Source organism: Elusimicrobiota bacterium, from assembly GCA_026388075.1.
Classification (GTDB): domain Bacteria; phylum Elusimicrobiota; class Endomicrobiia; order Endomicrobiales; family JAPLKN01; genus JAPLKN01.
This window is the reverse complement of sequence record JAPLKN010000029.1, coordinates 1-26323: the sequence shown is the minus strand read 5'-3', so window position 1 is coordinate 26323 and position 26323 is coordinate 1. Positions and strand designations below refer to the sequence as shown.

The 26323-nt window shown below is 40.2% G+C and carries 28 protein-coding genes; all 28 read right to left on the bottom strand.

The features are described from left to right. Nucleotide 1: 1 nt before the first annotated feature. Nucleotides 2–292, bottom strand: a complete 291-nt coding sequence (locus NT145_01185) for a hypothetical protein (GenBank protein MCX5781309.1) — start codon at nucleotides 290–292, stop codon at nucleotides 2–4. Further along, nucleotides 289–2031 carry a YgiQ family radical SAM protein gene (locus NT145_01180; protein MCX5781308.1) on the bottom strand — a complete coding sequence of 581 codons (1743 nt, stop codon included), beginning with the start codon at nucleotides 2029–2031 and terminating at the stop codon, nucleotides 289–291. The genes NT145_01185 and NT145_01180 overlap by 4 nt, the downstream gene beginning before the upstream one ends. A 200-nt stretch (nucleotides 2032–2231) precedes the next feature. After that, complete coding sequence (arsB, locus tag NT145_01175) at nucleotides 2232–3323, bottom strand: ACR3 family arsenite efflux transporter (protein ID MCX5781307.1); 1092 nt, start codon at nucleotides 3321–3323, stop codon at nucleotides 2232–2234. Nucleotides 3324–3427: 104 nt separating this feature from the next. Beyond that, nucleotides 3428–4627 carry an MFS transporter gene (locus NT145_01170; GenBank protein ID MCX5781306.1) on the bottom strand — a complete coding sequence of 400 codons (1200 nt, stop codon included), beginning with the start codon at nucleotides 4625–4627 and terminating at the stop codon, nucleotides 3428–3430. A gap of 99 nt (nucleotides 4628–4726) precedes the next feature. Next, nucleotides 4727–5317 carry a ribosome biogenesis GTP-binding protein YihA/YsxC gene (yihA, locus tag NT145_01165; GenBank protein MCX5781305.1) on the bottom strand — a complete coding sequence of 197 codons (591 nt, stop codon included), beginning with the start codon at nucleotides 5315–5317 and terminating at the stop codon, nucleotides 4727–4729. A gap of 25 nt (nucleotides 5318–5342) precedes the next feature. Further along, entirely contained in the window at nucleotides 5343–5645 is a 303-nt protein-coding gene (locus NT145_01160) for a carboxymuconolactone decarboxylase family protein (protein ID MCX5781304.1), read from the bottom strand. Nucleotides 5646–5654: 9 nt separating this feature from the next. Then, nucleotides 5655–6356 (bottom strand): cytochrome C biogenesis protein, encoded by a 702-nt coding sequence (locus tag NT145_01155; protein ID MCX5781303.1) that lies wholly within the window; start codon nucleotides 6354–6356, stop codon nucleotides 5655–5657. 2 nt (nucleotides 6357–6358) lie between these two features. Beyond that, on the bottom strand, nucleotides 6359–6727 hold the full coding sequence (locus NT145_01150; GenBank protein MCX5781302.1) for a thioredoxin family protein: 369 nt from the start codon (nucleotides 6725–6727) through the stop codon (nucleotides 6359–6361). A 25-nt stretch (nucleotides 6728–6752) separates the two neighbouring features. Next, nucleotides 6753–7574 (bottom strand): arsenite methyltransferase, encoded by an 822-nt coding sequence (locus NT145_01145; GenBank protein ID MCX5781301.1) that lies wholly within the window; start codon nucleotides 7572–7574, stop codon nucleotides 6753–6755. Nucleotide 7575: 1 nt separating this feature from the next. After that, complete coding sequence (locus NT145_01140) at nucleotides 7576–7815, bottom strand: thioredoxin family protein (protein MCX5781300.1); 240 nt, start codon at nucleotides 7813–7815, stop codon at nucleotides 7576–7578. Between the two features lie 87 nt (nucleotides 7816–7902). Next, nucleotides 7903–8346, bottom strand: a complete 444-nt coding sequence (locus NT145_01135) for a permease (GenBank protein ID MCX5781299.1) — start codon at nucleotides 8344–8346, stop codon at nucleotides 7903–7905. A gap of 31 nt (nucleotides 8347–8377) precedes the next feature. Continuing rightward, nucleotides 8378–8755, bottom strand: coding sequence for a permease (locus tag NT145_01130; GenBank protein ID MCX5781298.1), 378 nt, complete (start codon nucleotides 8753–8755; stop codon nucleotides 8378–8380). A 117-nt stretch (nucleotides 8756–8872) separates the two neighbouring features. Then, nucleotides 8873–9262, bottom strand: a complete 390-nt coding sequence (locus NT145_01125; protein MCX5781297.1) for a metalloregulator ArsR/SmtB family transcription factor — start codon at nucleotides 9260–9262, stop codon at nucleotides 8873–8875. A gap of 81 nt (nucleotides 9263–9343) precedes the next feature. Continuing rightward, on the bottom strand, nucleotides 9344–10237 hold the full coding sequence (locus NT145_01120) for a M23 family metallopeptidase (protein MCX5781296.1): 894 nt from the start codon (nucleotides 10235–10237) through the stop codon (nucleotides 9344–9346). A 277-nt stretch (nucleotides 10238–10514) separates the two neighbouring features. Continuing rightward, complete coding sequence (locus NT145_01115) at nucleotides 10515–10829, bottom strand: hypothetical protein (GenBank protein MCX5781295.1); 315 nt, start codon at nucleotides 10827–10829, stop codon at nucleotides 10515–10517. A gap of 16 nt (nucleotides 10830–10845) precedes the next feature. Next, entirely contained in the window at nucleotides 10846–11259 is a 414-nt protein-coding gene (locus NT145_01110; protein MCX5781294.1) for a hypothetical protein, read from the bottom strand. 229 nt (nucleotides 11260–11488) lie between these two features. After that, nucleotides 11489–11701, bottom strand: coding sequence for a hypothetical protein (locus NT145_01105; GenBank protein MCX5781293.1), 213 nt, complete (start codon nucleotides 11699–11701; stop codon nucleotides 11489–11491). Further along, complete coding sequence (locus NT145_01100; protein MCX5781292.1) at nucleotides 11685–11879, bottom strand: hypothetical protein; 195 nt, start codon at nucleotides 11877–11879, stop codon at nucleotides 11685–11687. Before NT145_01100 ends, NT145_01105 begins: the two co-directional genes overlap by 17 nt. Nucleotides 11880–12103: 224 nt before the next feature. Beyond that, nucleotides 12104–12496, bottom strand: a complete 393-nt coding sequence (locus tag NT145_01095) for a hypothetical protein (protein ID MCX5781291.1) — start codon at nucleotides 12494–12496, stop codon at nucleotides 12104–12106. A gap of 296 nt (nucleotides 12497–12792) precedes the next feature. After that, a complete protein-coding gene (locus NT145_01090) occupies nucleotides 12793–13206 on the bottom strand; it encodes a hypothetical protein (protein ID MCX5781290.1) in 414 nt (137 codons plus the stop codon). A gap of 183 nt (nucleotides 13207–13389) precedes the next feature. Further along, nucleotides 13390–13767 (bottom strand): hypothetical protein, encoded by a 378-nt coding sequence (locus NT145_01085; GenBank protein MCX5781289.1) that lies wholly within the window; start codon nucleotides 13765–13767, stop codon nucleotides 13390–13392. Next, nucleotides 13764–21197, bottom strand: a complete 7434-nt coding sequence (locus tag NT145_01080) for a hemagglutinin repeat-containing protein (GenBank protein MCX5781288.1) — start codon at nucleotides 21195–21197, stop codon at nucleotides 13764–13766. The genes NT145_01085 and NT145_01080 overlap by 4 nt, the downstream gene beginning before the upstream one ends. A gap of 51 nt (nucleotides 21198–21248) precedes the next feature. Then, entirely contained in the window at nucleotides 21249–22904 is a 1656-nt protein-coding gene (locus NT145_01075; GenBank protein ID MCX5781287.1) for a POTRA domain-containing protein, read from the bottom strand. 439 nt (nucleotides 22905–23343) lie between these two features. Beyond that, nucleotides 23344–23523 carry a hypothetical protein gene (locus NT145_01070; protein MCX5781286.1) on the bottom strand — a complete coding sequence of 60 codons (180 nt, stop codon included), beginning with the start codon at nucleotides 23521–23523 and terminating at the stop codon, nucleotides 23344–23346. A gap of 134 nt (nucleotides 23524–23657) precedes the next feature. Continuing rightward, entirely contained in the window at nucleotides 23658–24560 is a 903-nt protein-coding gene (gene msrB, locus NT145_01065) for a peptide-methionine (R)-S-oxide reductase MsrB (protein ID MCX5781285.1), read from the bottom strand. Between the two features lie 71 nt (nucleotides 24561–24631). Next, a complete protein-coding gene (locus NT145_01060) occupies nucleotides 24632–25027 on the bottom strand; it encodes a CoA-binding protein (GenBank protein ID MCX5781284.1) in 396 nt (131 codons plus the stop codon). Nucleotides 25028–25099: 72 nt separating this feature from the next. Continuing rightward, a complete protein-coding gene (locus NT145_01055; GenBank protein MCX5781283.1) occupies nucleotides 25100–25624 on the bottom strand; it encodes a ferritin in 525 nt (174 codons plus the stop codon). Nucleotides 25625–25646: 22 nt separating this feature from the next. Beyond that, nucleotides 25647–26323: radical SAM protein (locus tag NT145_01050; GenBank protein ID MCX5781282.1), on the bottom strand; the 677-nt coding region annotated here is incomplete at its 5' end.

The following is a 26323-nucleotide window of genomic DNA, read 5'->3' as shown; positions in this document are numbered from 1 at the left end:
ACTACTGTTTTTTGAATAAATTGTTGAAGGCATTTTTAGAACCGGCTGGATTTGGTTTGGAAGATTCGGGAATTGAAGTGTTTTTGAATTGAAAATGTTCGCAGAAGTTATAACGCTCTTTATTTTTTACCGGGTCAATATCTGTTTCCATACATTGATAAGGTTTATGATTGTCATATAGCCTGCAGTTTAAACAAATATGAAGGTCTTCCCCGCACTTAACACAGGTTTCTTTAGTCCCCGGCTGAGTAATTCCTTTCCATTCAGCTTTGCATTTATGACATAGTTTCATTTTCTTTTTCCGTACAACCTACGAGGTTGAATAGGCTTGCTTTTAAGTACGGCTTTTTGAATATCTTTTTTGTGGTCATTTTTTTCAACGAACAAAGGTTTTCCTGTGAAAGGATTTATTCCCGTCCAATACATAACAGTAGACCAGCATGACGGCGTCGGGGTAAATATCTGCACCTGCTCAGGCTTTAGTTTAAGCTCCCGGCTGACAAAATCTTTTAAATGCCTCATATTTTGCATCGTACATCCGGGGTGCGCCGCGATAAAATAATATGTCATAAACTGATTTTTCTTAAGGCGCTTATTTATGTCATTAAATTGAGCAATAAATTTCTTAAGCGATTTAGTATCCGGTTTACCCATTAAATTCAAAATCTGTTCATCACAATGTTCCGGCGCTATTTTTATCTGGCCTGAAACGTGGTGTTCAACAATTTCGTTAAGATAGTCATTCCCCGATTTTTTGTCCGCGACCACCATATCGTAGCGTATACCTGAACCTACAAAAATCTTTTTTACGCCGGGTATCGATCTTAACTTTTTTAATAGTTCTATCTGCCTTCCGTGGTTCAACTGAAGAGTTTCACAAATCTCAGGAAAAAGACATCTTTTTCCGGTACAAGCGCCGGTGCTTGCCTGCCTCGGGCATTCTATACCGTACATATTCGCGGTCGGCCCGCCGACATCGGCAATAAAACCAGTGAATCCCGGAAGCTTGGTTATATTTTCTACTTCCTTGATAATTGATTCTTCGCTCCGAGATATAACCGTACGCCCCTGGTGCATTCCGATAGAACAAAAATTACATTCGCCGTAACAACCCCGATGAGTTGTAACAGAAAAAGTTATTGTATCCATGGCCCTAACCCTGCCCATGTTTCTGTAATATGGATGTAAATTTCGTTCATACGAAAGTTCATAAATCTCGTCAAGCTCAGCAGTTGTAAGGTTCGGTTGCGGCGGGTTTTGTATAAGGCAGCGGTTCCCGTGTCTTTGATAAAGCCCTCTTGCAGTTACTGGATCATTATTTCTGTAAAATATGTCAAACATTTCAATAAAAGCGTTTTTGTCAATTGAAACTTCTTCAAAAGAAGGGATGTCCATATACCCTTCCCTCGGGGCCGATGAACTATAACAGATCCCTTTTATGTCCTTGAAAACACCTTCGCCCTCGCCTGTCCAGCTCGTAGCAGATAGTTTTTGTGCGATTTCAAGCGCAGCTTTCTCGCCCATTCCGTATACAATAGCATCGGCTTTTGCGTCAAACAGAATAGAACGCCTTATCTTATCGTTCCAATAATCATAGTGGGCTATACGCCTGAGGCTTGCTTCAATTCCTCCAAGGATTATAGGTTTTGTATTTTTGAAATTTGAACGGATGAGATTGGTGTATATAATGCTGGCCCTATCGGGCCGTCTCAAGTTTATTCCGCCGGGAGTTAAATCATCCTGCTTGCGGAATTTTTTTGTTGCGGTAAAGTTTGCTACCATAGAATCAACAGAACCGGCCGTTACCCCCCAATAAAGAGAAGGCTCTCCTAAGCGTTTTATATCATTAGGAGTATCAATGCTTGGCTGGGCAATAACACCTACTTTAAATCCGTAATGCGCCAGGTAGTTTCCAATAACTGCCGCGCCGATAAACGGGCTGTCAATATAGGCGTCACCGGTTATTATGACAATATCAAGCTTATCCCAGCCCAAACGTAATGCTTCTTCTTTAGTTGTAGGTAAGTACATAAGTTATAAGTTATTAGTGATTAGTTATGAGTGATTAGTAAAATCTTTTTTAATTATTGATTTCTAATTACTAATTTCTGAATTTAGATTATTTTATCTTTTTCGGCGGGTTTTTGCTACTTGAAACAGTGACGGGACGGTTAATTTTCGTTTTATTTTTCTTAATCTAAATCTTAGTCTTAACCTGTTTTTCTTAAAGTTTAAGCTTCCGGTTCCGGAACTAATTGCTCTTCAGTAATAACCGCGGGAACCTCTTCGTGGCGGCCAAAGAATCTATTCTTAAAATCCAGCGAAACATTAACTAGCAATATCAAAACAGGAACTTCTATTAAAGGGCCTATCACCGTTGCAAAGGCCTGCGAGGACCCGATACCGAATATCGCGACCGCAACGGCAATTGCTAGCTCAAAATCGTTGCTTGCCGCAGTAAAAGATACCGCTGCGGTTTGCCCGTAGCTTGCGCCAAGTTTTTTCACAATAAAAAAAGTGCCAAACCACATAATGACAAAATAAATTGTCAGGGGCAGTCCGATTCTAAGGACATCCAATGGTAGTTTAATTATGTACTCGCCTTTCATTGAAAACATTACAAATATCGTAAATAATAGCGCAGCAAGCGTTATAGGGCTGATTTTCGGAATGAATTTATTTTCGTACCAATCCCGGCCTTTAAGCTTCAAAAAGATAAGCCGCGTCAGCAATCCGCCCATAAAAGGTATGCCAAGGTAAATCATAACTGTTTTTGCCGAATCCATCATTGAAATGCTTACATTTAATCCTTTGGCTATACCCAGCCAGTTAAGCCCGATTGTGATGAAAAGATAAATATAAACCGCATAGAATAAAACCTGAAAAACCGCATTGAAAGCCACAAGGCCGGCCGCAAGTTCCCTGTCGCCGCAGCAAAGCTCATTCCATACAATTACCATGGCGATACACCGCGCAAGTCCGACCAGAATTACACCAACCATATATTCAGGATAATTGCGAAGTAACACAACCGCAAGAATAAACATCACCAGGGGACCGATTATCCAATTAATAATAAGCGATAAGCTCAGAAGTTTTTTGTTATGGAATATTTTTCCTATTTCTTCATAACGGACTTTCGCCAAAGGAGGATACATCATAAGAATAAGCCCGATAGCGATCGGTATGTTAGTGGTTCCGGACTGAAAACTGTTCCAAAAATTAACTATGCCCGGATAAAAATATCCTATCCCAACGCCAATAGCCATCGTCGCGAAAATCCAAACGGTAAGGTAGCGGTCAATAAAAGAAAGTTTTTTCATTTCTATACTCCTTAATGTTATTTGTCTGTGAGAGTCTTTTCAAAAACTCTTTATACTAAAAAATTTATATGTGCTGTCCTATTATTTTCACTTTTACCGGTAGCTTACGTTATAGCACCTTCATGCATGCGTTTAGGATTTTCTCTTACAAGCCCTGTTAAAAGCAAGGCAGAAATAAGAGCTGTGCCCGCTCCAAAAAGAAATGCGGGAACAACACCGAGTTTATACCATAAAAACCCCATTATAATGCTTGCCGGCAATGCTCCGATACCGATAGCAAAATTGAACATACCGTATCCTGTGCCCCGAATTTCAGGTTTTACAAGTTCCGCAACAAATGCCTTTTCTGACGATTCGGTAAGCCCAAAGAAAAATCCGTATGCCGCGAACAATATCCAAATCTGAATTGGGTTATTAGCCAGTGCAAACCCCGCATATACAATACCGTATATTATCCACCCCGAAACTATAACTTTTTTGCGGCCGATCTTATCCGAGATGATCCCGCCGGGTATTGAACTAAACATTTTAACCGCGTGAAGTACCGCCCATAATACAGGTAATAAAACAATAGAAACCCCGGCATCTTTAGCGCGCAGTATAAGGAATGCGTCCGAAGAATTGCCTAAAGTAAAAACAAATACGACAAGAATATACTTCCTGAAGTTAGAGTCAAAGATATTGAAATTAAGTTTTATCGGTTCGTTTTGGCAGGCAAATTGCGGCTTTTTTTCTTTTACCAAAAAAATAACTATAGCTAACGCGCATATGGCAGGGATAAATGCCAGCGCAAAAACTACCCGCATATCTTTTACCACGAACGCCAAAAGCGCTGTTGCGATCAAAGGGCCGATAAGCGCTCCTGCATGGTCCATGGCACGGTTAAAACCAAACGCTTTGCCTTTTTCAGCCGGCTCGCAGGTGTCTGCTATCAAAGCATCTCGCGCAGAAGTCCTTACCCCTTTTCCAAACCGGTCGGCAAATCTTACAAATAAAACATGCCAGGGTTGTATTGCAAAGGCAACCATAGGCCGAATAATTGATGAAAGGGCGTATCCCGATGTAACAAATATTTTTCTTTTGTTGGTTTTATCCGAAAGCCATCCAAACACAAGTTTCAAAAGACTGGCCGTACTTTCGGCAATACCCTCAACCACGCCGACAAACGAGACCGGAGCGCCTAGAACCGCCGTCAGAAATATGGGAAGGAGCGGATAAATCATCTCGCTTGAAATATCCGTAAACAAACTAACCAGGCTCAAGAAAAATATGTTTTTTGAAAAACCTAAAATCTTTTTTTCCATAATTATTTATCTATATTATTTACCTTTAAGAGTCCCCTCAAAAAAACTGCAAAGGAAGAAATCATTGGGGAACAAACCATACAGGGGGCGGTACGGTTTTTATAATGCCAGCAGATCGGACACAATTGCGTGCAGTTCGGCAATACCCGTATTTTTTTTCGCGCTCGCCCAAACAATATGCTCCGTCACGGTCTCCAGGTCCTGAGCCAGTGCCTGGCGCTGCGCGACAAGTTTGGGCTGCGCAATACGGTCAATTTTATTTGCTACCACACGATAGGGCATTCCACTGCTCTGTAACCACAGCAACATTTCCCGGTCAAGCTTAGTAATGCCGACTGACGCGTCCACAAGAACAAAAACACATTTCAGCGTGGGCCGGCCGGTAAGATAATATTCTATCATATGCTGCCAGTCTTCCTTTTCTTTTACCGCCACCGCCGCGAAACCATACCCAGGAAGATCAACGATCCATTTACCGTATCGCACCGCAAAAATATTGATAGTGCGTGTTTTTCCGGGTGTCTTTGAAACCTTGGCAAGCTTGCGTTGGCCGCACAACGCATTCAGCAAAGAGCTCTTTCCCACATTTGACCGGCCGACGAACGCGACCTCTGCCTGTGAAGCGCCAAGCTTCTGCGGCGAATCAACGCTCATAACATATTGTGCTTCATTAAAGGAATATTTGCTCATAATTTATTTTCCTATTTTCTTAAATTTATTTCTCAGTCAGAGTTTCCTCAAAAAACTCTTTGTGCCAATTTAGCTGAGTTCCGGCAGCCTGTAATGATGATAAGAGAATAGCTTCAGAGACTTCCTGTTTAGTAGCGCCGGCAGCAAGAGCGTCTTTAATATGATGTTCCGTGCAATGAGGGCATCTAAACGCTGAAGCTACTGCCAACCGTATCAGTTCTTTGGTCTTAGTGTCCAAAACAGTTTTCTGCCCTGCAACGTTTGAAAAATGCGCATATGCCGCTCCAAGCGGTGACTGGCCTAAATACCAAGGTTTCTTTTCAGGCATAAATCCTCCTTATAATGCAAAAATTATATAAACTCCTCCCAAAAACACCAGAACTCCGCAAATCTTTTTTATTATTTCAGTTCCTTTTGATTTTTCATCCCAATTCAGATAGTGCTGAATAACTTCTGTAAAAGTGCCTGCGAAAATTATTACTGATACATGCCCCACAGCATACGCCAGGATTAGTGCCATAGCATACAAAAGGTTTGTTGCCGCAACACTGAAAGCAATACCAAGCATTGGCGCCATGTATGCAAATGCGCAAGGGCCTAAAGCTATGCCAAAAATAAGACCGAGCATAAACGCGGCAAAAGGCCCTTTATTTTTTAGTGATTGCTTCCCTTGGCTTCCGCTGAACGGCAATGGCAGAAGGCCGAAAAGATGTATGCCCACAAGAATTAGTATTATCCCAACCAGATAGTTGCCCCACCGTCCTATATCGCCGAGTATCCTGCCGAGCAAACCCGTAATAACTCCGATAATTGTTATAGTCAAAAGAATGCCGAATCCGAAAAGGAAAGAAATATAGAATGCCCGTTTTGTTGAAATCCTTCCCTGCTCATCAATAAATCCGACAATAAGCGGAATACTTGCAAGGTGGCATGGGCTTAAAATAATACTTAATATCCCCCATATAAAAGCTGCCGCTAATGCAAATAAAATATTTCCATTTAGCATTCCCGACAACCAAGTGAATATGTTTTCAGCCACGATTATTTTACTCCCTGCGTTTTTAATACTTTAATTATTTCTTTTTTGGGATAAAAACCGATATGCCGATGAAACTCTTTCCCGTCTTTATCCAAAAATACCTGCGTAGGTATTGCCATAATTTTGTATTGTTTTGCATACGGCTGGCCTTCTTGTGTCCATACATCATGGAAAACGACTTTGACTTGGCTGCCGTACTCTTCTTTTATTTCTTTCATTATCGGCTGCATCATTCTGCAAGGAATACAATTAACCGAACCTAGTTCAATAAAAGTAACTTTTGTATTTTTTGTTTTAGTTTTTAGCTGTTCGGCGGTTATCAAATTGTTGCTGATTGCAAAAGATATCAGTATGATGAATAAGATTCTCATTTTCATAATTCCGGCCCTTATTTGGTTATTTATGCGCAGTTAATTCTATGTTTACTATTGAATCAGCAATTTTAATAAAATCATTCATTGTAATATTTGCATTTTCTGCAGTGGCATTGGCCGTAGCGTCATTTGTCATGTTCTCAATAGGAAAATTTGTTTCGCTGATAATTTTAACTTCTCTAAACCCTGCGGATCTTATTGCGTTAATATATTGTTCCTTCAAAATTGCGCCTGAAAGGCATCCGATATAAGCTTCAGCAGAATCCTTTATTTTTTTGGGAAGCTCTTTAATTGTTACTAAATCCGAAATAAATATTTTGCCACCCGGCTTCAATACCCTGAACGCTTCTTTGAAAGCTTTATTCTTATCCGGCGAAAGGTTTATTACGCAGTTTGAAATAATTACATCAACCGAATCATTTTCAACCGGCAGGTTCTCTATCTCGCCTAAACGGAATTCCACATTTGTGTAATTTCCTTTAAGGACGTTCTCTCTGGCTTTTGCTATCATCTCCGGTGTCATATCAATACCGATAACTTTCCCTTTCTTTCCGACTTTTTGGGCCGCAAGAAAGCAGTCTATTCCGGCGCCGGAACCAAGATCAAGCACCGTATCCCCTTTTCTTATTGATGCAACTACTGTCGGATTCCCGCATCCAAGCCCCAGATCAGAACCTTGTGGGATTCCGGAGAGTTCGGAATCGCTATAGCCGATTCTTTTGCTTAAATCGCTCGAAGTTCCTCCGCAGCACGAATTACTGGGAGAGCACCCGCATGAACCGTTTGTCTTTGCGATTTTTCCGTAGCCTTTACGGACAACATCCTTTATTTTTTCTTTTTTCATTTTATCTTCCTTGAGATAAAATATTTTTTATTTCTTCAACTGAAGGTATCTTTCCTGATACTTTTACTACACCGTCAATAATAACCGCGGGCGTCATCATAACGCCTTTTTTGGCCATTTCCCGTATATCACTCACTTTGGTAACCTCAGCAGCAATACCAAGCTCCTTAATGGCTTCTAAAACATTTTTTTCCGTTGTTTTGCATCTTATACATCCCGGCCCTGCAATCTCAATTTTCATTCCATTCCTCCTGTGAAAATATTTATTATCACTGTAATCAAAATTTTAATCTGTGTAATCAAGACATCATGCTTTTGTCTGATGTCTTTAAAAAATAAAGTTTCCGAAGAACCATCCCACCAGAGTTCCAAGGATCATAATTAAAAAGATATACACGAGCGCTTTCTTTATCCCGAATACCTTTGCAATCGCAAGCATATTTGGCAGGCTCATTCCAGGTCCTGTCAATAAAAGCGCAAGCGCAGGCCCTTTTCCCATGCCAAGCTTCATCATAGTATCAACAAACGGCGCTTCGGTCATAGTAGCAAAATACATTATTTGCCCCAAGACTGTCGCCAAAAACGATGCTCGCAGACCCGAACCTCCTAACCATTGCTGAATTATTGTTTGTGGTAATATTTTCCCTATAATCCCCACGATAAACACACCTAAAAGCAATAAAGGAAATATAATTTTTACAAACCACAATGTTTCATTGAGCCAGCTTTTAATTTCTTCAATTGTTTTCGTTTTAAACGCGTACACAAACATAATAAAAGTCGCAACCGCCCATACTATGACTTTAAATAAATACGGCCCTTTTTGAATAATATAATTGGGGCTCAAAAGCGAAACTAAAATTAGCAATAATAGAATTAAATCTTTCCTTCCAATAAAATATAAATGCGGTTCCTATCCCCGAACCCTGATAATATATTCCGCTTGCAATTGGTATCACGGTGCATGAACATGCGGCAATAAAAAAACTGGTCGCCGATGCAATGGAGAAAGATTTTATTTTATTTACTCTTGAACCCAGATACTTTATAATTGCTTCCTTAGAAATGAAACTTACCATCGCTCCTGCCAGTAAAAATGCCGGTATAAGACAGGTTAACACATGCAGCGCAATATATTCTTTTAATGCTATTAATCCCGCTATTACTAACTCTAGAATCATATTGTTACCTCTTTTGTTTTATTTTTGCCGGGAATACAATGAACCCAGCTCCACGGGCTCACACCCGTGGCATCAGGATTACCGCCCTGCAGGATTATTTTGCATTCATCCCCGTTTTTACGAACGGGGCTCCTTTGGAGCTGGGTGAATACGGCATTTTTCCAGGCATTTGATATCTGCTATAGAATATTTTTCAGAAATTCCTTTGACGGCCTTGTAAATGAAATGCTGAAACTCCTCAACAGCAGGTCGTAGTGAATAAAAAACAAAACGCCCCTGCTTATTCTCACTCACAAGACCGGCGTTTTTGAGTTCCTTCATATGGCGTGATAAGTTATACTGGGCAAGCTTAAGGATTTCCACCAGATCGCAGACACATATCGGCTTACCGGTTTCCATAAGAATTTTTACTATACGAAGGCGGGTTTTATCAGCTAAGGACTTGAATATTTTAATATTAGATTCCAAGTGATACCTCTTTATATGCTTATATGCGCTTTTGTGCATATAATACCATTAACACTCAATGTTGTCAACAGGTTCATTAAGAAAACATGATAATTTTTTTCAATACTGATATTATTGGATTTAATTTTTGGCGAGAGTTTCTTTTGCGGAAAAAAGCTTAGAAGTAATATTCCTTTTGGTTATATTTCCGGAAAACGCTATCCACCATAATGGGTCTACTGGTATCCCCTGCAGATAGATCCCGAAATGAAGATGCGGCCCCGTAGCCCATCCCGTGCCTCCTACCTGCCCGATATATTCCCCTTTATGCACAATTTCGCCTTCGTTTTTATAAAGTTTGTTCATATGAAAATAACAGCTTATAATTCCTTGCCCGTGGTCTATTATCAAAGTATTGCCGTACACATTCAAATTCTTTGCGCTGAGTATTACCCTGCCTCGATTTACGGCTTTTACCGGCGTTCCCTTTTGCGCGGAATAATCTATGCCGCGGTGAAAATAATTAAACTTTTTTCCCTCTCTTTTCAATGCAAACGGCGAACTTACGCGGTTTTTAAGCGGAGCTATAAATTCCCCAACCCATAATTTTTCGCGGCTTACATAATGAAGTTTTCTGGAAACGAGCCAGTTTTGCGCATCTATCATCGGCTGAGCGCTTCTCATTTTTTCGTCCCTGGCTCTCAAACGGATCGTTTCTATTGGGCGCTCTTCAATTTCAATTGTAATTTCGGATTCTGCCTGTATCCCTTCAGGCACACGTTTAAACAAAGATATTTTCTCGGTATTTTTTTCTTCTATCCAAACCGGCAAAAATGTCCCTGAAATCCCATCTTCTATATCATAAAAAAAGAACTGTCTTTCGTTTCTTACTACCGAATATTCCATCGGGCTCCCTTTAGCAAATATAAAATATCCCTCCCCGCCCTTGGGCTTTTCAGGATACATAGCAATTTCGCTTCCCCAGCAGGCTCCGGCGAATAATACGGTTAGAAAAAGAAAATTAAGTATTTTCATAACACTCACATTTTACAACTTTTGGAGATCTTTTACCAGAATAGTATGCATTCAAAATAAAAACACCCCTGAAAATATCCCGATAAGAATCGAAGAATTTTTCCAGAGGTGTTTAAGTTATTCTTTAAAAGCAGTTATTTGCTTTTACTTCCCAACGGTGAAACGGTGTCGGGCTTCTCTTACTAATTCTATCGTATTTCAATAAGTCACGTGAGTTACTTGCCCCGATGTTTAGTTTTTCCTGAAAACTACAGGGTAGCCTGACACGGATTTTCTCTTAAAAACTAACTATCAGGGATAATTGCAAGGTCGTTCCGCTGAAATCAAATTTTAATTCTTCACCATTATGTGTTGCAACTGTACCTTTCTTGATATCTATGTCACCGTCGCCATCAGTATCAACATCTTGTGAGACTTTCATTTTAGCTGACATTATTCTATATCCAACATCAAACCCCACGGATACTGACTGGGCAATTTTACGCACACATCCTAATCCTGCTTCCAATGCAATAGCGGTATCATATAGAGGAACTATATATGAATCATAGCCCGAAGTAGCAGATTGCGTAACCCCATTAATTTTATTCACAATTTTGGTTGAGTCTTCATAATTGATTTGACCGAATAGGGAGTAAAGTAGCATAAAATTTACGATTTTTTCGCTCATTTCGGGAATAAGTATAAGTATCGGCTCCCACAGTACTTTGTGTATAAGTGTCACCTTCGTAAATTACTTCTCCCGGCCCTGCTACTATTAGTCCAATGCGCCCACCTACAGCATATTTATTGTTAATATCGTACGTGCCTTCAATACCTAATGATGTTGCAGATGTAATTTTCTTTATTGACCTAAAATACTCCACTGCATTATATCCTTTCCATGAGTCAGCAAAAACATCAATCATTGTATTCATACCTTTCATGTCAATTGAATTTAGGCTGCTCCAAAATACCAGATTATTTCTTTCGGCCTTAGCCCACGATGAGAGAAACACCATGCAACTAAAAATTAGCAACAAACTCCTTAATTTTACAGGCATTTTATTATTCTCCTTTTCCCAAAAAAGCTCTCAATCTCCTTGAAATTTAAAAAAGTTTACTAATTCAATTTTGTCCCGTCAAGTTAGTGGAGTTAGATAAGCCAGACATCGAACTTGTATCGAACTGTTTTAAAAGTAAAAACCTGACTCAATTTGATAGGACTTGTATCAATTAGTTTCTAAGGTTTAGGCCTGACCCCGTTGTCTTTCATTCAATTAAATTAATCACTTGTATTTGTTTTAATTTTAGATTAATTTTTATGTGTCCTTTTTTTTCCCATTCTTTAAGAATAGGCAAAATATCATCAAAATTTAAATCCAATTTTTCTATATATTCGGCCTTCCATATGCCTTTTCCTTCGGTAAGTGATCTATTAAGACCAGTTTTCAAAACTTCAATATTTTCATTTACTTTTTTCATACAACACCTCATTTTTATTAATGTTTTTAATTTCATCTATTACTATTCTTTGATTTGTAACAGCTTGAGTACCTTCTCCTTTACCTCCCCAATTTGTCATATCCTTAACTAATGGTTCTAAATGATCAGCGGTACCCCACTTTCCGTTTGGAATTCGTAAATCATCAACAACTTGCAACGTATCAAATTTTATACGTGAAAGAGGGACGTGAAAGAGGGACGTAGTTAGAAGATTAGATATTGGGAAATTAACAACGGAATAAAAGTTGACAAAAGAAGAAGTGTAATAATGAATATCGTATTATCTAACTACGTCCCATATCTGCTTTATTCTATTTTGTCAATTAACCTTATTACCTTACTCCGTCCCCTATTCCCTCGGATTCAACGGGGGAAAGTCATTCATCCAAAATTATTTAAAACTTCTTTATCATTCAACAACGGGATTATTAAGTCCATATTGGCCTGAAGAATGTAATTAATATTTTTAAATTGTTCTTCTTGGGATGTTCCTATCTCAGGATATTTATATAATACCCCCTTTTTTTTGTCATTTCTATGTATAAATGTAACTAGCTGACATATGTCAAAGTATTTATTTTTTTGGAAGGGGCTACAAAAATCAACAAATATTTGACCTCTATCTTTTATAACTCTCATCCGAATATTGCCTAATTTAAGAACGATGACTGCATTTCCAAATTCACGAGGACTTTCTGATTTTTCAATTTCATCCAATTTGTATTTCTCGTACAACCACTTAAATTCCTCTCGTGTTTCTTCGAAGAAGTTCATTCTATTATCTCCTTATCATTTTCGTTCCATCAGCATTTGTCACATAACCTTTACTCGACAAATACTGTATTTCCTTTTCAAAATAACTGTTTGGCCTAGCACTTTTTGCAGGAGTTGCTAATATTATTTCGTCACCTCGATTGATCGCCCTATCAAGGAATTTTTTGTTTGCTTCCCATCTTTGTTCCTGACTCATCCTTTCCCACACTTTTTCTGGGATATTAAATTTTTTAGCACCTGATTTATCAGCAAGATTAACATACTCTGGATGATGTCCAAGAACAACTTTCTCCGGTTTATTCGTTGTCTCCTTTGATTTGTTTTGAACACTTTCTGTTCCGCGATATCGTCATTTCGTTCAACAAACCCAGCTTATTCCCGGCATTCACGTAATTTATTATCGCATCAATATTCCCTGTTCTCAGTATACTGCTATTTCCATTCAGCGAATTCCACTCCGCTTTTGTCAGCTTGTTCGTATTCTCATTCCCGAAATTCTTTAAACCCCATATAGCTTCAGCGGTGTCACCTCTGTTTAACGCCGTTTGCTCGTTTTTCGTGTGCCTGTCGAAGTTTGTTGTCTCGTGGAATACAGTATTGATTATTTCCCCGCTATTTGTCAAATCTGTAGTCTTTGTGTTTACCCCAACGGTGTTTTCGCCGTTGTTACTATAGGAATACCCTTTAGTTTTATCGCTGTTGTTATACAATTCAACATTGCCCTCAAAGCCGACGTCTTTGCCCGAAATATTGGCTGTTTCTTGCAGGCTGTCTTGTACGCCTTTGGCGGATTAGGTTGATATGTTATCAAAAAATAAAATAACCTTCGCCGCAAGCATTTGCAGTGAAGGTTATTAATTTGCTCTCTGGCAATTCAACAATGTACTTTTTATCTATTTTGCCAATTCGCCCTTGCTAAGTTTTCCTGTTTTAGCATCTACCTCAAATTGAATGCCATGGCTATCAACCATCAATTTTCCATCTTCGGTGAGCCACAAATTCTGAAAAGCGTAACGCTGTATATGCCCATCAGGAGGAATTTTCTGTTCAAATGGTGACGGTTCAATTTGCCATAATACTTCGCCCTGCATGTTTACGGCGAATACGTTGCGATATTTTGCATCAAATTTCTCCTTAACATCGGCTACGCTGTAACGCACTACAACCATATCATCTGTCGGTAAAAGTATTTTGCTAACAACAGCAGGAAGTTGCATCAATTCTAATCTTTTGCCATTTATTTTTAATACATTTGATCCGTAATCAATCATTTTAGTCCCCTTTCGTTGGTAAACCAACTTGCTTTTATTTCGTCCACATCAAGTATCTCATGCTGCTCCCCTCCACCTTTAGTATTCCATTCAGGAACTCCTGCTGCGGTCCCTTTACGAACCATAGTGCCATCGGGCACTGCTACATCAGATATTTTCGTGGGTATGCTGGGAAGAGATAATATATTTTTTATTTCCTCCGGGCTCATAAGTGTCCCATCCGATCTTGTAATTTCGCTTTCCTTCACAAGCCATTCATTGGCCTGATTATCCTCACCATGCAACCTTACATATTTTTCTTCCCCTATTACTTTGTTATCTGTTACGCTTGTTCCTTCTTTATATGGCGCTACCCAACCTTTATCCGTATATGGTTTATTCGCTTCTTCCGGCGTTGTCTGCCTTACCTCGCCCAACTCCATATAAGGCTTGCTTGTTCCAAGTTCATCTCCCGTTGGGACAGGCGTGATAAGCGGTTTTGTATCCGGCTCGGATATCGGGGTTATCTCTTTGCCCCCATTCGGGTCCGGTTGGGCTACCGGCGTTATAAGCGGTTTGGATATAATATCACTTACAGGCGTTACTAACGGTCCGAAATCAATTTGTGGTGGCTCTGTTATAAATTTAGTAGACCCTGGCAATGATATCGTCACTTCGTTCAATAAACCAAACGTCATTTCGTTCAACAAACCCAGCTTATTTCCGGCATTAAAATAATTTATTATCCTATTATTATTCCCTGTTCTCAGTACGCTGCTGTTACCGTTCAGGGAATTCCATTCCTCGTTCGTCAACGTGTTCGTGTTCTCATTACCGAAATTCTTTAAACCCCATATCGCTTCGGCTGTATCGCCTCTGTTTAGAGCTGTTCTGTCGTTATTTTGCGAGTGTTTATCTGCATTCGTTGTCTCGTGGAATACAGTATTGATTATTTCCCCGCTATTTGTCAAATCTGTCTTTCTTGTATTTACCCCTACAGTATTTTCACCGTTTTTGCTGTAAGAGTACCCTTTGGTTTCATCGCTGTTGTTATACAATTCAACATTACCCTCAAAGCCCCCGTCTTTGCCCGAAATATCGGCTGTTTTTTGCAGGCTGTCTTGCACGCCTTCGGCATTTTCATTCGTCAATCCATTAAGTTTATCTGTCAGCTCTTTACTTTCCTGGATTTCTTGTATTTTCTTATCGTCCCTGACATAATCCTTAACCGCTTCTATTATGTTAGTCTTTTTATCAGTTACAGCGTTCTTTACAGACTGAACGACAACATTGTTTGTTAACCCTTTGCCTATTTGATTTACATTTTTCCCGAGATCCTTGAAGTCCTTCACTATCGCTTCACGGCCCGCTTCAGTAAAGACGCGGTTATCAACAGTTACATTGCCGTCTAGCGCTCTTGTTATCTGGTCTTTTGTCGTTTCCTGCGTATTTGACAGATCGCGGTTTACGCCGGAAAGGTCATTCGCTTCGTTCAGGATGACAGTTCCTTCGCCTATCGTTGCTTTTGTAATTTGCTCCTTTTCATTCGCGGAATTCTTCAACCCTACTGTAGTGCTCCCGTTTGGAAACCTGCTGTCTTTTTGCCTGTCGCCGGTCTTGCCGATATTCGTATTTATATTCAATCCGCGCGCTTCACTTACATTTCTATCATCTATATCTTCTGTCGTCAATTTCCCTGTCGCAAGGGCCATATCGCCTGTCTGACTTCCTATAACCGCTCCTTTTACCGTTGTTTCATCGGTTGCTTTTATGTCAAGCTTTCCTTTTGACACTATCCCGCTTTGATTATTCACCCATTGCATATCAACCTTACTGCTGGAATCACCATAACTTGCATTAACACTGTTCTTGCCCAGGCCTATTCCGGTATTTCCGCCTTTTGAATTTGAATAATAACTGTCCTGCACGCTTTCAACAATTAATTTATCCGCGTCTACTTCTATGTTTTCGCCTTCTATGTTTCCGCCGCGAATCTTTGTTTCATTCCCTGATTTAATATTTATGTTTCCACCTGCCGATACAATGCTGTTATTGTTTGTTACGCTGTTTGCCCTGCTTTCGCTTTCCGCGCTGTTTACATTAGCATTTACACCATTAGAGCCATAACTTACCCTTTCATTTACTTCTTTTGTGTTTGTCTTCTCATTGTATTTGTCTTCGCTTGATACTATCGCGATATTTCCGTCAGCTTCATAGCTTATATCACCATTGATTGATGATACCGCGCTCCCTTTCTGGTTAATATCATTACCGGATTTCAAATTAAGGTTATTATTCGTGACAATCGCGCTTCCGCGATTGGTCAGCGCCGTTTTGTCCGTTCTTGTTTCCGTTCCGTTTCTTTCAACTGTCATGTCCGCGTAAAGACCTGTTCCCAGGCTAGTGCTTGCCGCTGTCGCCGCACTTGCCGCGCTGCTTGTAAGTGATGTTGTTGCCTGCGCCAAATTCGCTGTTGCCATCGCAAGATTTAGCTCGGCATCCTCTACTGCGCTTTTGCTCGCTTTGCCTTCTTTTTCCAAACGTTTCATTTCGTTTAATGCTTCGTTTGCTTTTTTTACTTCTTCCCCGGCTTTGATTAAGGCATCGCCGGCATTGTATGCATCTACGTACGCATTCCCTATCCCCGCTGAAACCGTTATCTTTGTTTCTTTGTTGCCTTCATATGAGGTATGTTTTTCTTCGGCTGATGCAACCTTAATGTCTCCCTTTGCATTGACGTCCGCGCTGTCTGCCGCCGCATCGGAACCGATTATGTTCACGTCTTTTGACGTGGTTACCTTTAAATTACCGCCAATGTTTATTGCCGAACCTTTTGCGGTTTCGTCATAATGGCCGCTGTAATTTTCCCGTTCATTAAACTTTGCAAGCTCAACGGTTGCTTTCCCGTCACCAATCTCCCAGCCGTAGCCATATAATGCGCCAATGTTTATGTCGGCAAGGTCCTTTTCGCGGTGGTAGTAGCTGTATTCGTCTTTTTCATTGCCAGCTAATATGTTTACGTTTTCGGCTTCTATTTCGGCGTCGCCTGCGGCTCCGACATTAGAAGCAACAGTCGTAAAATCCTTATTGGCGTTTAAATTTATGTTTCTGCCAGAAATCGTGTTTGACGCTTCAAGGGTTGTTTTAGAACTACGTTCACGGGTCTCGCTTTCGCTTAAACCAAAATTGCCCGATTCGTCCTGATTGCGGCTTTTGACGGTAACGTTTTCACCCGCAAGCATATTTATATTTCCTGCTGAATCCAGCGTAACGTCGCCTCTTTCGGTTAAAACATTGGAAGCAATTATGGTGGTATTATTGCCCGATTTTGTTGATATGTTTCCGCCCGCTTTAATGTTTGAGGCTATTTGTTTTATGCTGAGGTTTCCCGTTTCCTCTTTATTTTTGTCTATGATATTACTGCTTTCTTTTTTGGAATAACTGCTTGAAGTGTCCTGCCCTGACACTATGGCAAGATTGCCCTTAGTTTCAATGCCGATATTACCTAAAGCTTCAACATCGCTTCCTTTTATTTTGGTATTGCCGCCGGAAGTTATAGTTAAATTTCTGTTTGAATTCAGCTTGCTCGCAATGTTTCTCGTTGTTTCACTTTCTTTTACTTCGCTAGAGCTGTTGCCCCAGAAGTCCTTATCTTCAGTTCGACTGTAGCTGTAATCCCTTTCCTGCACCGACTCTATGTTCACGTTACCGCCTGCGTTCAACACCAGGTCACAAGTTGACGTTACGTTCCCGCCAATGACGTTTGTGTCCCCGCCTGAGCGCATAAGCAAATTACCGCCCGCGCCGACTGCCGCCAAAAGATACCGCGTTTTTTCCGATAAACCCTCGTAAGTATCATGCTTTTCATCAAGCCTTTCTGCGGTTATATTTATGTTTCCACCGGTATTAATTACCATGTCCGAGCCCGTCATAAGGCTTGAGCCCCCCAATATGCCGAAATCTTTTGCCGCTTCAAAAATCCCTTTTCTGCCTGCTTCTATACTGCCTTGTGACACAATTTCGTCTTTCCAGCCATCGTAACTGACTAAGCGCCGTTTGATGTTCTCGCTCGTTATGCTCCCGCCTGCTTTAAGAAACATATCATTGGATGATTTTATTGCTCCGCCGATATTTTTTATGTCATTGCCTGCCAATAACGCTACGTTTGTCTGCGCCTCTATTCTTCCTTCTATGTTTTCTATGTTATTTTTAGCGGTGATTACAACATTATTTCCTTTGATCGTGCCGGTGTTTCTTAGCGTGTCGCCCGAAGCAAGTTTCACTTCGTCCTTTGCCTGTATTGTGCTTCCTTCCATTCCGAGTTTATCTCTAGTTTCTTTGCATAAATACATCACCGGTTCAAGGACAATAAACCCGTTTATCTCGCGTTCTATGTACCATATTATGTCCTTATCAAGCTGTGCGATTTGCTGTTCAGTGAGAGGCTTGCCGAATTCAAGCCCTAATTTTCCCGACATGGAAACGGCATTATCATATAAGACTTCCATCTGCTGATTCATGTTTACAATGCCGTCGTATAAATAGTGGTTTCCGGTTGCCGCGATTATCGAGTCCTGAATGATTTTTTGCTCATATACGGCATCGCCTAAAAATTTCGTGCCCGTATTCGGGTTAAAGCCCATGCGCTTAATAAAATAATCAGAGCCGGTGAATTCGTATTCATTCAGAAAACGATTATTATTCTGGAACAGATAACCTGCGTCCGGCTTCGCAAGTTTGAAACCCGGGCCCGGGTTTATGGATATTCCGTTCACAATCAAAGGCTGTAATATTCCCGTGTTTATAATTTGTTCAATTTGCTTGTCGGTTCCGCCTCGTATCTGAGGGATGGTGCCAGTGTTCGTATTTGGCGCGTCTATGCAGATTAATGAAGCCTGGATGTTTACCGTTCTGCCTGACATTGCTGCGGGAGTATTGGAGTACAAAAGGGCGGTTGTAGGCGACATACCTTCTTCATAAGTATATGTGACATAAAACGCCGGCCTTTCATTATATACTGTTCCCGCGTAGATATTTAGCCCGTTCTGAGCGGCTACGATACTGCTTCTATTTCTGACAGTACCCGCATTCATCGTGATATTGTTGCCCGCCAGTATTTTACCCTGTTTAATCGCATATACGTTTGAATATACAGAATAAGTTCTGGGAGCAGGTTCTCCAGTGCCGGCAATATTAGGGTCTGGCGGATACTGTGGCCCTCCTGTTTGATATACCGTAAATGAGCCCGGAGGAACGGCACAATTGTCTATACTCAAATTATTTATTGTATTCGCATTTATCGTTAAATCGCCGGTTTTTGCCGATATCTCGCCCGCGTTGTTTGTCAACACTGCCATTTTTGACGTTTCATCGCCCTGTCCCCGCATTATCATATTTCTTTCGGCATAAATCAGACCTTGATTATTGTATAAAGTGCCACTTATCCGGAAAAGCGAATCATTACCGGAGTATATGTATCCGTTCGGCGAATTTGTTAAGTTGTTCGCGGATATGTTTAAATTGTTATTTGCAAGCAAGAGCCCGGTCCCGTTGTTGGTTACGTTTCCCGCTGCGTTGATATTTATATTGTTATAAGCCGCTATCTCGGAATTATTTACCGCGTCCCTTACATTCATATTGATATCATCTCCGGAGAGCAATAAATTGTTTGAAACCAGGGTATCTGCGGTCAGGTTCAAATCGCCTTCTGAAGTGATCTTGCCATTATTGATTAACGTATTTGCCGCTGTTAAGTTCATTGTGCCGTTAGAATTCATTTCAGCGCCGGTATTGTTGGCTATGGTGTTGCCGGAAACGCTCAGTGTACCGGTAAGCGCGTTAATTTTTCCGTTATTTGTTATTACCGTGGCTGAAACATCTGTGCTATCGCCTTCTGCTATGCCATTATTCGTTATAGAGCCTGTTGCAGTAAGAGATAATGTTTCTCCCGCATACAAATGACCCGAAGTCTTGTTTTCAATATCAGTCCCGTCTATAAGCACGTTTCCGTAGGCCTGTATGCTGCCGCGGTTTGTCATTTCTGTAGCATTCATTGTAATGTTTTGCCCGGCTAGGAACGTGCTTTCATTATCAAAAGTTTCCGTAGTCAGATTTAAATTTTTGTGAGCGGTAAACTTGTAAGACGGGTCAAGGATTAATGATTTTGCGGTTATACTGGCATCGCCATAAGATAGGGTGTTTCCATGGTTTGTAAACGAATTTTCTGCAATTAACGACAAATCCAGTCCTGAAGTTAATTCTTTTGCTTCAATATCTTTTCCTTTTAATGTAATACTTTCCAGCGCCGTTGTAGCGCTTGTGTTTGTAATCGCGTTCCCGGCATTTACCGTTACATTTTTAGCTTCCGCTGTTCCATACGTTGTATTGTTTTCTGACCGTACGGAAATGTTGTTTGACGCGTTCATATACTTACTTGCAACGTTTTTACCTGAAATTGAGATATCGTTTCCTGCAAAACTGTAATCGGCGTTAGCCACATCGCCATTAACGGATTGGACGGTCAAGTTTCTCCGGGCATAAGCTTTGGAATATTCAATACCGCCTTTTGAGGTTATAGAAATGTCATCTACATCAGAAACTAAATCACCTGCAGTTCTTACGCCAAACCCCGCTTCGTTAGCTACAATCGTTATCCGGCCTGCGTACATTCCGCCAAGCGCCGATGAGTCAACCCCGAACTGCGTGTTAAGAGGAACAAGCGGCTGCCCGGTTGATGATACCGTGTTTGTCTGATAGCTGTATTTATCGTTACCCGAAAGCAGATGCACGTTTTTGCCGTATATGCCACCTGAAACGGTTATTACGCGCGATACAAGAGTTGCCAAATCCACCGATTGAGTGTCCAAACCAAGGTTTGTAAGGCCGGGGACGTCCCTGCCGGTTATGGATATTGCGCCCGTGGGGGAAAGGGCGAAATCGCTAACCATGCCGTTGACTATGTTCGGCGTGCCCGTAACGAGAGTTGCGCGAGGGGTGTTTATAAAACCGGCTCCCGCAACGGCAATGCCGTTGGGATTAGCAAGGATAAAATCAGCCGCTTTGCCGTACATTTCTATGTAGCCGTTTAAGTTACTTATCCGGTTACTTGTAACTTCGTTAAGAACTACATTTGCTTCGGTTTTTCCGATTAAATTGGGGTTTCCGACAACATATCCGCCTGTCTGGGAAACGCCGGTTAGGTGGTTTGAGTTGTTTATTACGAGGTTATTCGGGTCAACGTTAAAATCGGAGTAGGTGTTATGCGACAATCCCTGCGCGTTGGGCTGCGCAATGTTGACCATTGGAGTCCCGTTTGACGTAACGTCAATGGTCGTGTTTGTCTGGCCGTCAGCCGTTATCCCTGCTGCCTGTAATGGCATTTGAGCAACAACAAAAAACACTGCAGTTGCCACAGCCGTAACTTTGCGTAGAAGAACTTCTTTCCTGTTCATACTGCCCCCCTGCGAACGGGGTTCTCCCGCTCACATCTGCAGTTAGGAAACCTACACCAAATGTAATACTATGTTCAAGCTCATATTGAATGCGTTTCTTTCTTTTGTTACGTTTGACGGCGCTTCTAACGGATTAGAAACGTAAATGTTCATATTAATTATATCATATAATTTGCCGGAAATCCCGTATCCCCAGCCTGAAATATGTTCTTTCCCACCGTAGGTTTTATGCTGAACGAACCCTTTGTCATAAAAGCAGTTTAACGAAAATTTTGTTATTATTGACCGAGCGGTTTTGTTTTTAAACGGCAGAACGCCTATAAGGGGAGTTTGAATATCATTGCTCGCGCTTGCGCCACTTTCGCCACATATGCCGCCTTCCCTGTACCCTCGCACGTTCGGCGTGAATTGTTCCGAACTGAACAAATCATCCCAAGAATACTGGCCGGTTAAATTTATGCTGTACGTTAACGGAATGTTTGTATAGGGCAAAGCGAAACGATACGAGAAGTATTCGTTCAATGAAACTGCCTGAAATTGAGCTTTCGGCTGGCCTTCTGCCAAATTGGCCCTATCTTCTTGAGCATCCAGTATATCAAGCCCATGAATGTAACTTACCCTGGACGAAAGCAGACCGCCCGGCAAAAATATCAGGTGAGAGGCATAAACAGACATCGGGATAAGATTCCTACTGCTAACATCTAACTTAACACCGTTAAGATAACCTTTCGATTCCTTGCTGGTAAGCCCAAGGCCCGCGTTTATTTTGTGCCTTCTGGCTCTTGACAAAACCCTGTCAACAGAAAAACTTAAATTATTGTAATCATTTTTAGAGAAAATATTACCGCTGATTCCCTGAATTGTGGCGAGGTATTCGGATGCATTGTAATTAAAATCAAACGTCCAGTACCCCAGCGGAACGCTTAATGACGAGCCGTAATTTCTTGCATATTTCCTGTCGTTATCTTCAAAACCTCTTCCATAATTCAGGGACAGCATCTCGTTTAGCCTAAACAGGTTTTCACCGAGAAGATCCAGGAAATGTTTGTTCTGTCCCGTCAATTCGGTTCCCGAATTGTTCGCTCCATAAGATACCCTGGTCCTGCGCCCGGGGGTATTCATGATTTCAATTTCGGCCCCGCCGTCAGTTTTTCCGGGTTTAATCTGCATAGTCGCGTTATTTGACTGCAAACGGTTCATTTGTTCAAACCCCTGTTCAATATCGCGAATATTAAGAGTTTTGTTTCTTAACCGGGGAAACGCCGTGCGGATGGGCATTTTTCCTTGATTGGGGTCTGCGAAATAGATATTTTCAATGGTGCCTTCCAGAATTGTGAACTTCAGCGTGTTCGGTAGCGGGTCTTTTATGTCAAGATATACTCTGGCCGAGATATATCCGTGATTAAGGTATAAATTTTGCAGTTTTCTTTGCAGTTCCCTGATATCCGATTTTCTCAATCGTTCAGGCTTTGGAGCTTCAAGCTCTTTGGTTTTCCGCTTTAGCTCAATTTCATCCTGTATTTTACGGAGTTCCTGGCTTTGTTTTTCCATGGATTCTTTTTGCTCAATTACCTTTTGTTGTTCCAAAGCGCGCTGTTCATCCGGGGTTAACCCATAAGTTGTGTTTAATATTGAAATTAATAATAAAGCTGATAAAATGCAGGCTCTCATGATATGTATCAATAGTATGTTTATTTTAAGTTTCATATAATAAAAAAATTCCAGCAGTCATTTTTTATGCTGGAATTAACAAAACTATTATAAATTCGGCATCTATACACCTTTCCCCCCTTTAGGTATAAGTGTAGTAATTATTCTTTTAAATTATGAAAAACAGATAGAAAATTCATAAAATAATTGTGAACGTTAATATTAAGGACAGAGCCAGTGGAATTCCTTCTTTTTTTAATATTATATAAAATATTAATGTAAAATCCTATTACAAAATAAAAACACCCCTGAAAAAATCCTGAGTGAAATCGAAGGATCTCTTCAGAGGTATTTAGATACTGTTATTTTTTTATTTTTAACAGCTCAGATTTCAGAAAGGTGAATTTTTTTTACTTATTACTTCCAAAAGGTTAAGCCTTTTGGTCCAACAACGCAAAACTCACCGCTCATCACTCATTACTCATTACTGCCTTAACTACATGTCCTCAGCGCCAAGTGTTTTCTTATTACCGACTGTTTTTGCTTTCTCAATTGATGCTTTTACCATTTCTTCCACTTTCGCCGAAATTGAAGCTATATAATCCGCTCCTGTGCGAAATCCCGCTTCTTTTACCATCTTTTTTACTTTGCTTACTACTACGAGTGTTTCTGCCATTTGCTTCCTCCGTTTGACGTACCTCGCCTAGTTTTTTCGGCGGGCTTATTTATTTTGACAACTAACATACCAATTTTTTAAGAAAATTTCAAATTTTTTTCTATTCCCTATTCGTAGGCTGAAATGCACATTACTTATTTCTCTTCTTCAAATATCTTTAAATATTTCCCGTATCCCTGCTTTTCCATATCTTCTTTTGGGATAAACCTTAATGCCGCGGAATTAATACAATAGCGTAATCCTGCCGGTTTTGGCCCATCGTTAAAAACATGGCCAAGGTGTGAATCCGCCTGTTTGCTTCGCACTTCCGTTCTTGCCATACCGTGGCTCGAATCCTTTTGCTCAACCGTACTTTCTGAATTTATGGGTTTTGTGAATGAAGGCCAGCCGCAGTCCGAATCAAACTTGTCTAGAGAGCTGAATAAAACTTCTCCGGATACGATATCCACGTAAATTCCTTCCCTGGAATTTTTCCAATATTCGTTATTAAACGGTGGTTCGGTAGCATTCTCCTGAGTGATTTTGAATTGAATATCCGTGAGTTTACTTTTAAGTTCCTGCTTTGTCGGCTTAATAAATTTATTTTGCGGCTTTTTTCCCCATTTTTTTATGATAAAATCCTCTCTTCCTGAAAGTTTCTTGTATGTATTGTAATGCAATGGATTTTTCAAATAATAATCCTGGTGATAATCCTCAGCTTTATAAAATATTTCGGCCTTCAATATTTTAGTTTTTATCGGCTTATTAAAATATTTTGACCTTTCAAGCTCATTTAAAGAATTTTCAGCTGCTTTTTTTTGTTCTTCATTATTATAGAAAATGGCAGTCTTGTATTGAGTCCCCTTGTCAGCGAATTGCCCGTATTCATCCGTCGGATCAATCTGATGCCAGAATATATCAAGCAGTTTTTCATAACTTACTTTTGACGGATCAAACGTTATCTGCACTGCTTCATAATGACCTGTTTTTCCTGATGAAACTTCTTCATATGTGGGATTAAGAGTTTTTCCTCCCGTATATCCAGCCATTATATTGATAACTCCTTCAGCATCCTATAAGAAAATATTTCAGTATTAATAAAACATTTTTACCTTTATTCATATACCAATTAAAATCCTTTTAATTCCTCTTTCCACAGGCCGTTTGCAACCATGAAGCATTTTTTTGAGGTTACCAAAATGCCGTATTCTTTAGCCTTGGAAATTGCCGTATCCGATTCCGACCCGGGCTGCATCCAGAGCCGTTTGATACCTAGCAAATTCATCTCTTCAATCACTTTTTCGGTGATTACCGGAGGAACCACAGTTAATATCATATCAGGTAAAGGATTTATTTCTTTAATTGAACTAAATAATTTCTTTCCTTCAACCTCGCCGCCTTTTGGATTTATCCCAAAAACATTGAAACCTGCTTTTAAAAGATCGCTGAATATTTTATAGCCGTATTTTTTGCTGTTTTGGGAAACCCCTATTACGGCAATTTTTTTCAATTTATAATCTTCCATCTTTTTTTTCTCGTTTTATTGAACTTTGCCTTTAATTTAAATACTTTTCAATTATTTGATCTTCGTTGTCAACTAACTATTTTTTAACCTTTCTTCCGAAAGATGCAGATGGTCGGTTTCAACTTCAACAAGAGCTTCAAATATCTGTTTTATTCTTGCATCTTTTGATTCTTTTGCGGCCTGTGAGTAAAAATTAATTGCCTTTGTTTCACGGGAGTGGGATTCATTAAGATTTTCTTTATTTCCTACATAACATTTATCATTACCATTTGGAATTTTATCCAACTTTAAGATTTTTTTCCAAATTGAAGCATGTTCAGATTCTACTTTTCCGAGAGCCTTGAAAAGAAGTTTACCTTCAGCATCATCAGTTCTTGCAGCAGCACAGAAATAAAATGCGGAATTGCTCACTTCCACTTCAAGCGCGCGCTCAGCATTGGCACGATCTTTTTCATTAAGGCTGACATCAAAGTTTGCCTTTGAATCCTTTGCTTCTATTAGGTATTGCCTTTTAGCTCCGCAAAACGGACAATTAGACGGAGCTTCATCCCCGATATACGGATCTCCGCAAATCTCACATCTCCAAAGTTTAACCATACATCCTCCTATTACTTGATAATTATAAACCTCTCAAAAATTCGGGTTTAAGTACTTTTTTGGAACCGTTTTGAATAACTTCATCCAGTTCATTTAGTATTGTTTCTTTATCCCGCGGGAATCTGGCATTTATTGGATAATAATTTGATGCGTGATTAGAGAAAAAAAGACATTTAAAATCTTCCAAGTTTTTTATCAGCAGATGAAGCTCTTTAAGAAAATCGAAATCTTCAAGCTGTTCAAATTCTCCTCTTTTAAGCATTGAGTACAACGGAGTGCGCGGTGCAATCATCAAAGTTAAAGCAGCTATCTGATGCGGTTGAGCCTGGTTTAGTATTTTAGCAGTATTTATTGCATGGTTTTGAGAATGCTTTTTCCCGCCCAAACCAAGTATCACGGTTACATTAGTTTTTAGTCCCGCCTCTTTCACCTTAAGACAGGTTTCCACGTTTCCTTCAGGGGAACCGAATTTTTCTATAAAATCATAAATTTGCTTATCGCCTGTTTCAAAACCAAGATATACAGTTGATAGTTTTCTGTCTTTTAGTTCCTTAAGATCATTAACGGTTTTATTTTGAAGGCTTTTTATGGAACCGTAGATAGCTATTTTCGTAAGGTTCGGAAACTTATTAATCGCTTTTTCTAAAATATACTTCAGACTGCTTTGAGGGAGCGCAATGGCATCCCCATCAGCAAGAA

What these genes read in the sequence shown, in the direction of transcription:
- NT145_01070 (MCX5781286.1), bottom strand. Translation starts at nt 23,523, where the DNA reads ATGGCAGAAACACTCGTAGTAGTAAGCAAAGTAAAAAAGATGGTAAAA.
- NT145_01120 (MCX5781296.1), bottom strand. Translation starts at nt 10,237, where the DNA reads ATGAAAATACTTAATTTTCTTTTTCTAACCGTATTATTCGCCGGAGCC.
- NT145_01140 (MCX5781300.1), bottom strand. Translation starts at nt 7,815, where the DNA reads ATGAAAATTGAGATTGCAGGGCCGGGATGTATAAGATGCAAAACAACG.
- arsB (MCX5781307.1), bottom strand. Translation starts at nt 3,323, where the DNA reads ATGAAAAAACTTTCTTTTATTGACCGCTACCTTACCGTTTGGATTTTC.
- NT145_01180 (MCX5781308.1), bottom strand. Translation starts at nt 2,031, where the DNA reads ATGTACTTACCTACAACTAAAGAAGAAGCATTACGTTTGGGCTGGGAT.
- NT145_01130 (MCX5781298.1), bottom strand. Translation starts at nt 8,755, where the DNA reads ATGATTCTAGAGTTAGTAATAGCGGGATTAATAGCATTAAAAGAATAT.
- NT145_01055 (MCX5781283.1), bottom strand. Translation starts at nt 25,624, where the DNA reads ATGGTTAAACTTTGGAGATGTGAGATTTGCGGAGATCCGTATATCGGG.
- NT145_01080 (MCX5781288.1), bottom strand. Translation starts at nt 21,197, where the DNA reads ATGAACAGGAAAGAAGTTCTTCTACGCAAAGTTACGGCTGTGGCAACT.
- NT145_01105 (MCX5781293.1), bottom strand. Translation starts at nt 11,701, where the DNA reads ATGAAAAAAGTAAATGAAAATATTGAAGTTTTGAAAACTGGTCTTAAT.
- NT145_01185 (MCX5781309.1), bottom strand. Translation starts at nt 292, where the DNA reads ATGAAACTATGTCATAAATGCAAAGCTGAATGGAAAGGAATTACTCAG.
- NT145_01125 (MCX5781297.1), bottom strand. Translation starts at nt 9,262, where the DNA reads ATGCACAAAAGCGCATATAAGCATATAAAGAGGTATCACTTGGAATCT.
- NT145_01085 (MCX5781289.1), bottom strand. Translation starts at nt 13,767, where the DNA reads ATGATTGATTACGGATCAAATGTATTAAAAATAAATGGCAAAAGATTA.
- NT145_01150 (MCX5781302.1), bottom strand. Translation starts at nt 6,727, where the DNA reads ATGAGAATCTTATTCATCATACTGATATCTTTTGCAATCAGCAACAAT.
- NT145_01060 (MCX5781284.1), bottom strand. Translation starts at nt 25,027, where the DNA reads ATGGAAGATTATAAATTGAAAAAAATTGCCGTAATAGGGGTTTCCCAA.
- NT145_01160 (MCX5781304.1), bottom strand. Translation starts at nt 5,645, where the DNA reads ATGCCTGAAAAGAAACCTTGGTATTTAGGCCAGTCACCGCTTGGAGCG.
- NT145_01095 (MCX5781291.1), bottom strand. Translation starts at nt 12,496, where the DNA reads ATGAACTTCTTCGAAGAAACACGAGAGGAATTTAAGTGGTTGTACGAG.
- NT145_01170 (MCX5781306.1), bottom strand. Translation starts at nt 4,627, where the DNA reads ATGGAAAAAAAGATTTTAGGTTTTTCAAAAAACATATTTTTCTTGAGC.
- yihA (MCX5781305.1), bottom strand. Translation starts at nt 5,317, where the DNA reads ATGAGCAAATATTCCTTTAATGAAGCACAATATGTTATGAGCGTTGAT.
- NT145_01075 (MCX5781287.1), bottom strand. Translation starts at nt 22,904, where the DNA reads ATGAAACTTAAAATAAACATACTATTGATACATATCATGAGAGCCTGC.
- NT145_01145 (MCX5781301.1), bottom strand. Translation starts at nt 7,574, where the DNA reads ATGAAAAAAGAAAAAATAAAGGATGTTGTCCGTAAAGGCTACGGAAAA.
- NT145_01135 (MCX5781299.1), bottom strand. Translation starts at nt 8,346, where the DNA reads ATGTTTGTGTACGCGTTTAAAACGAAAACAATTGAAGAAATTAAAAGC.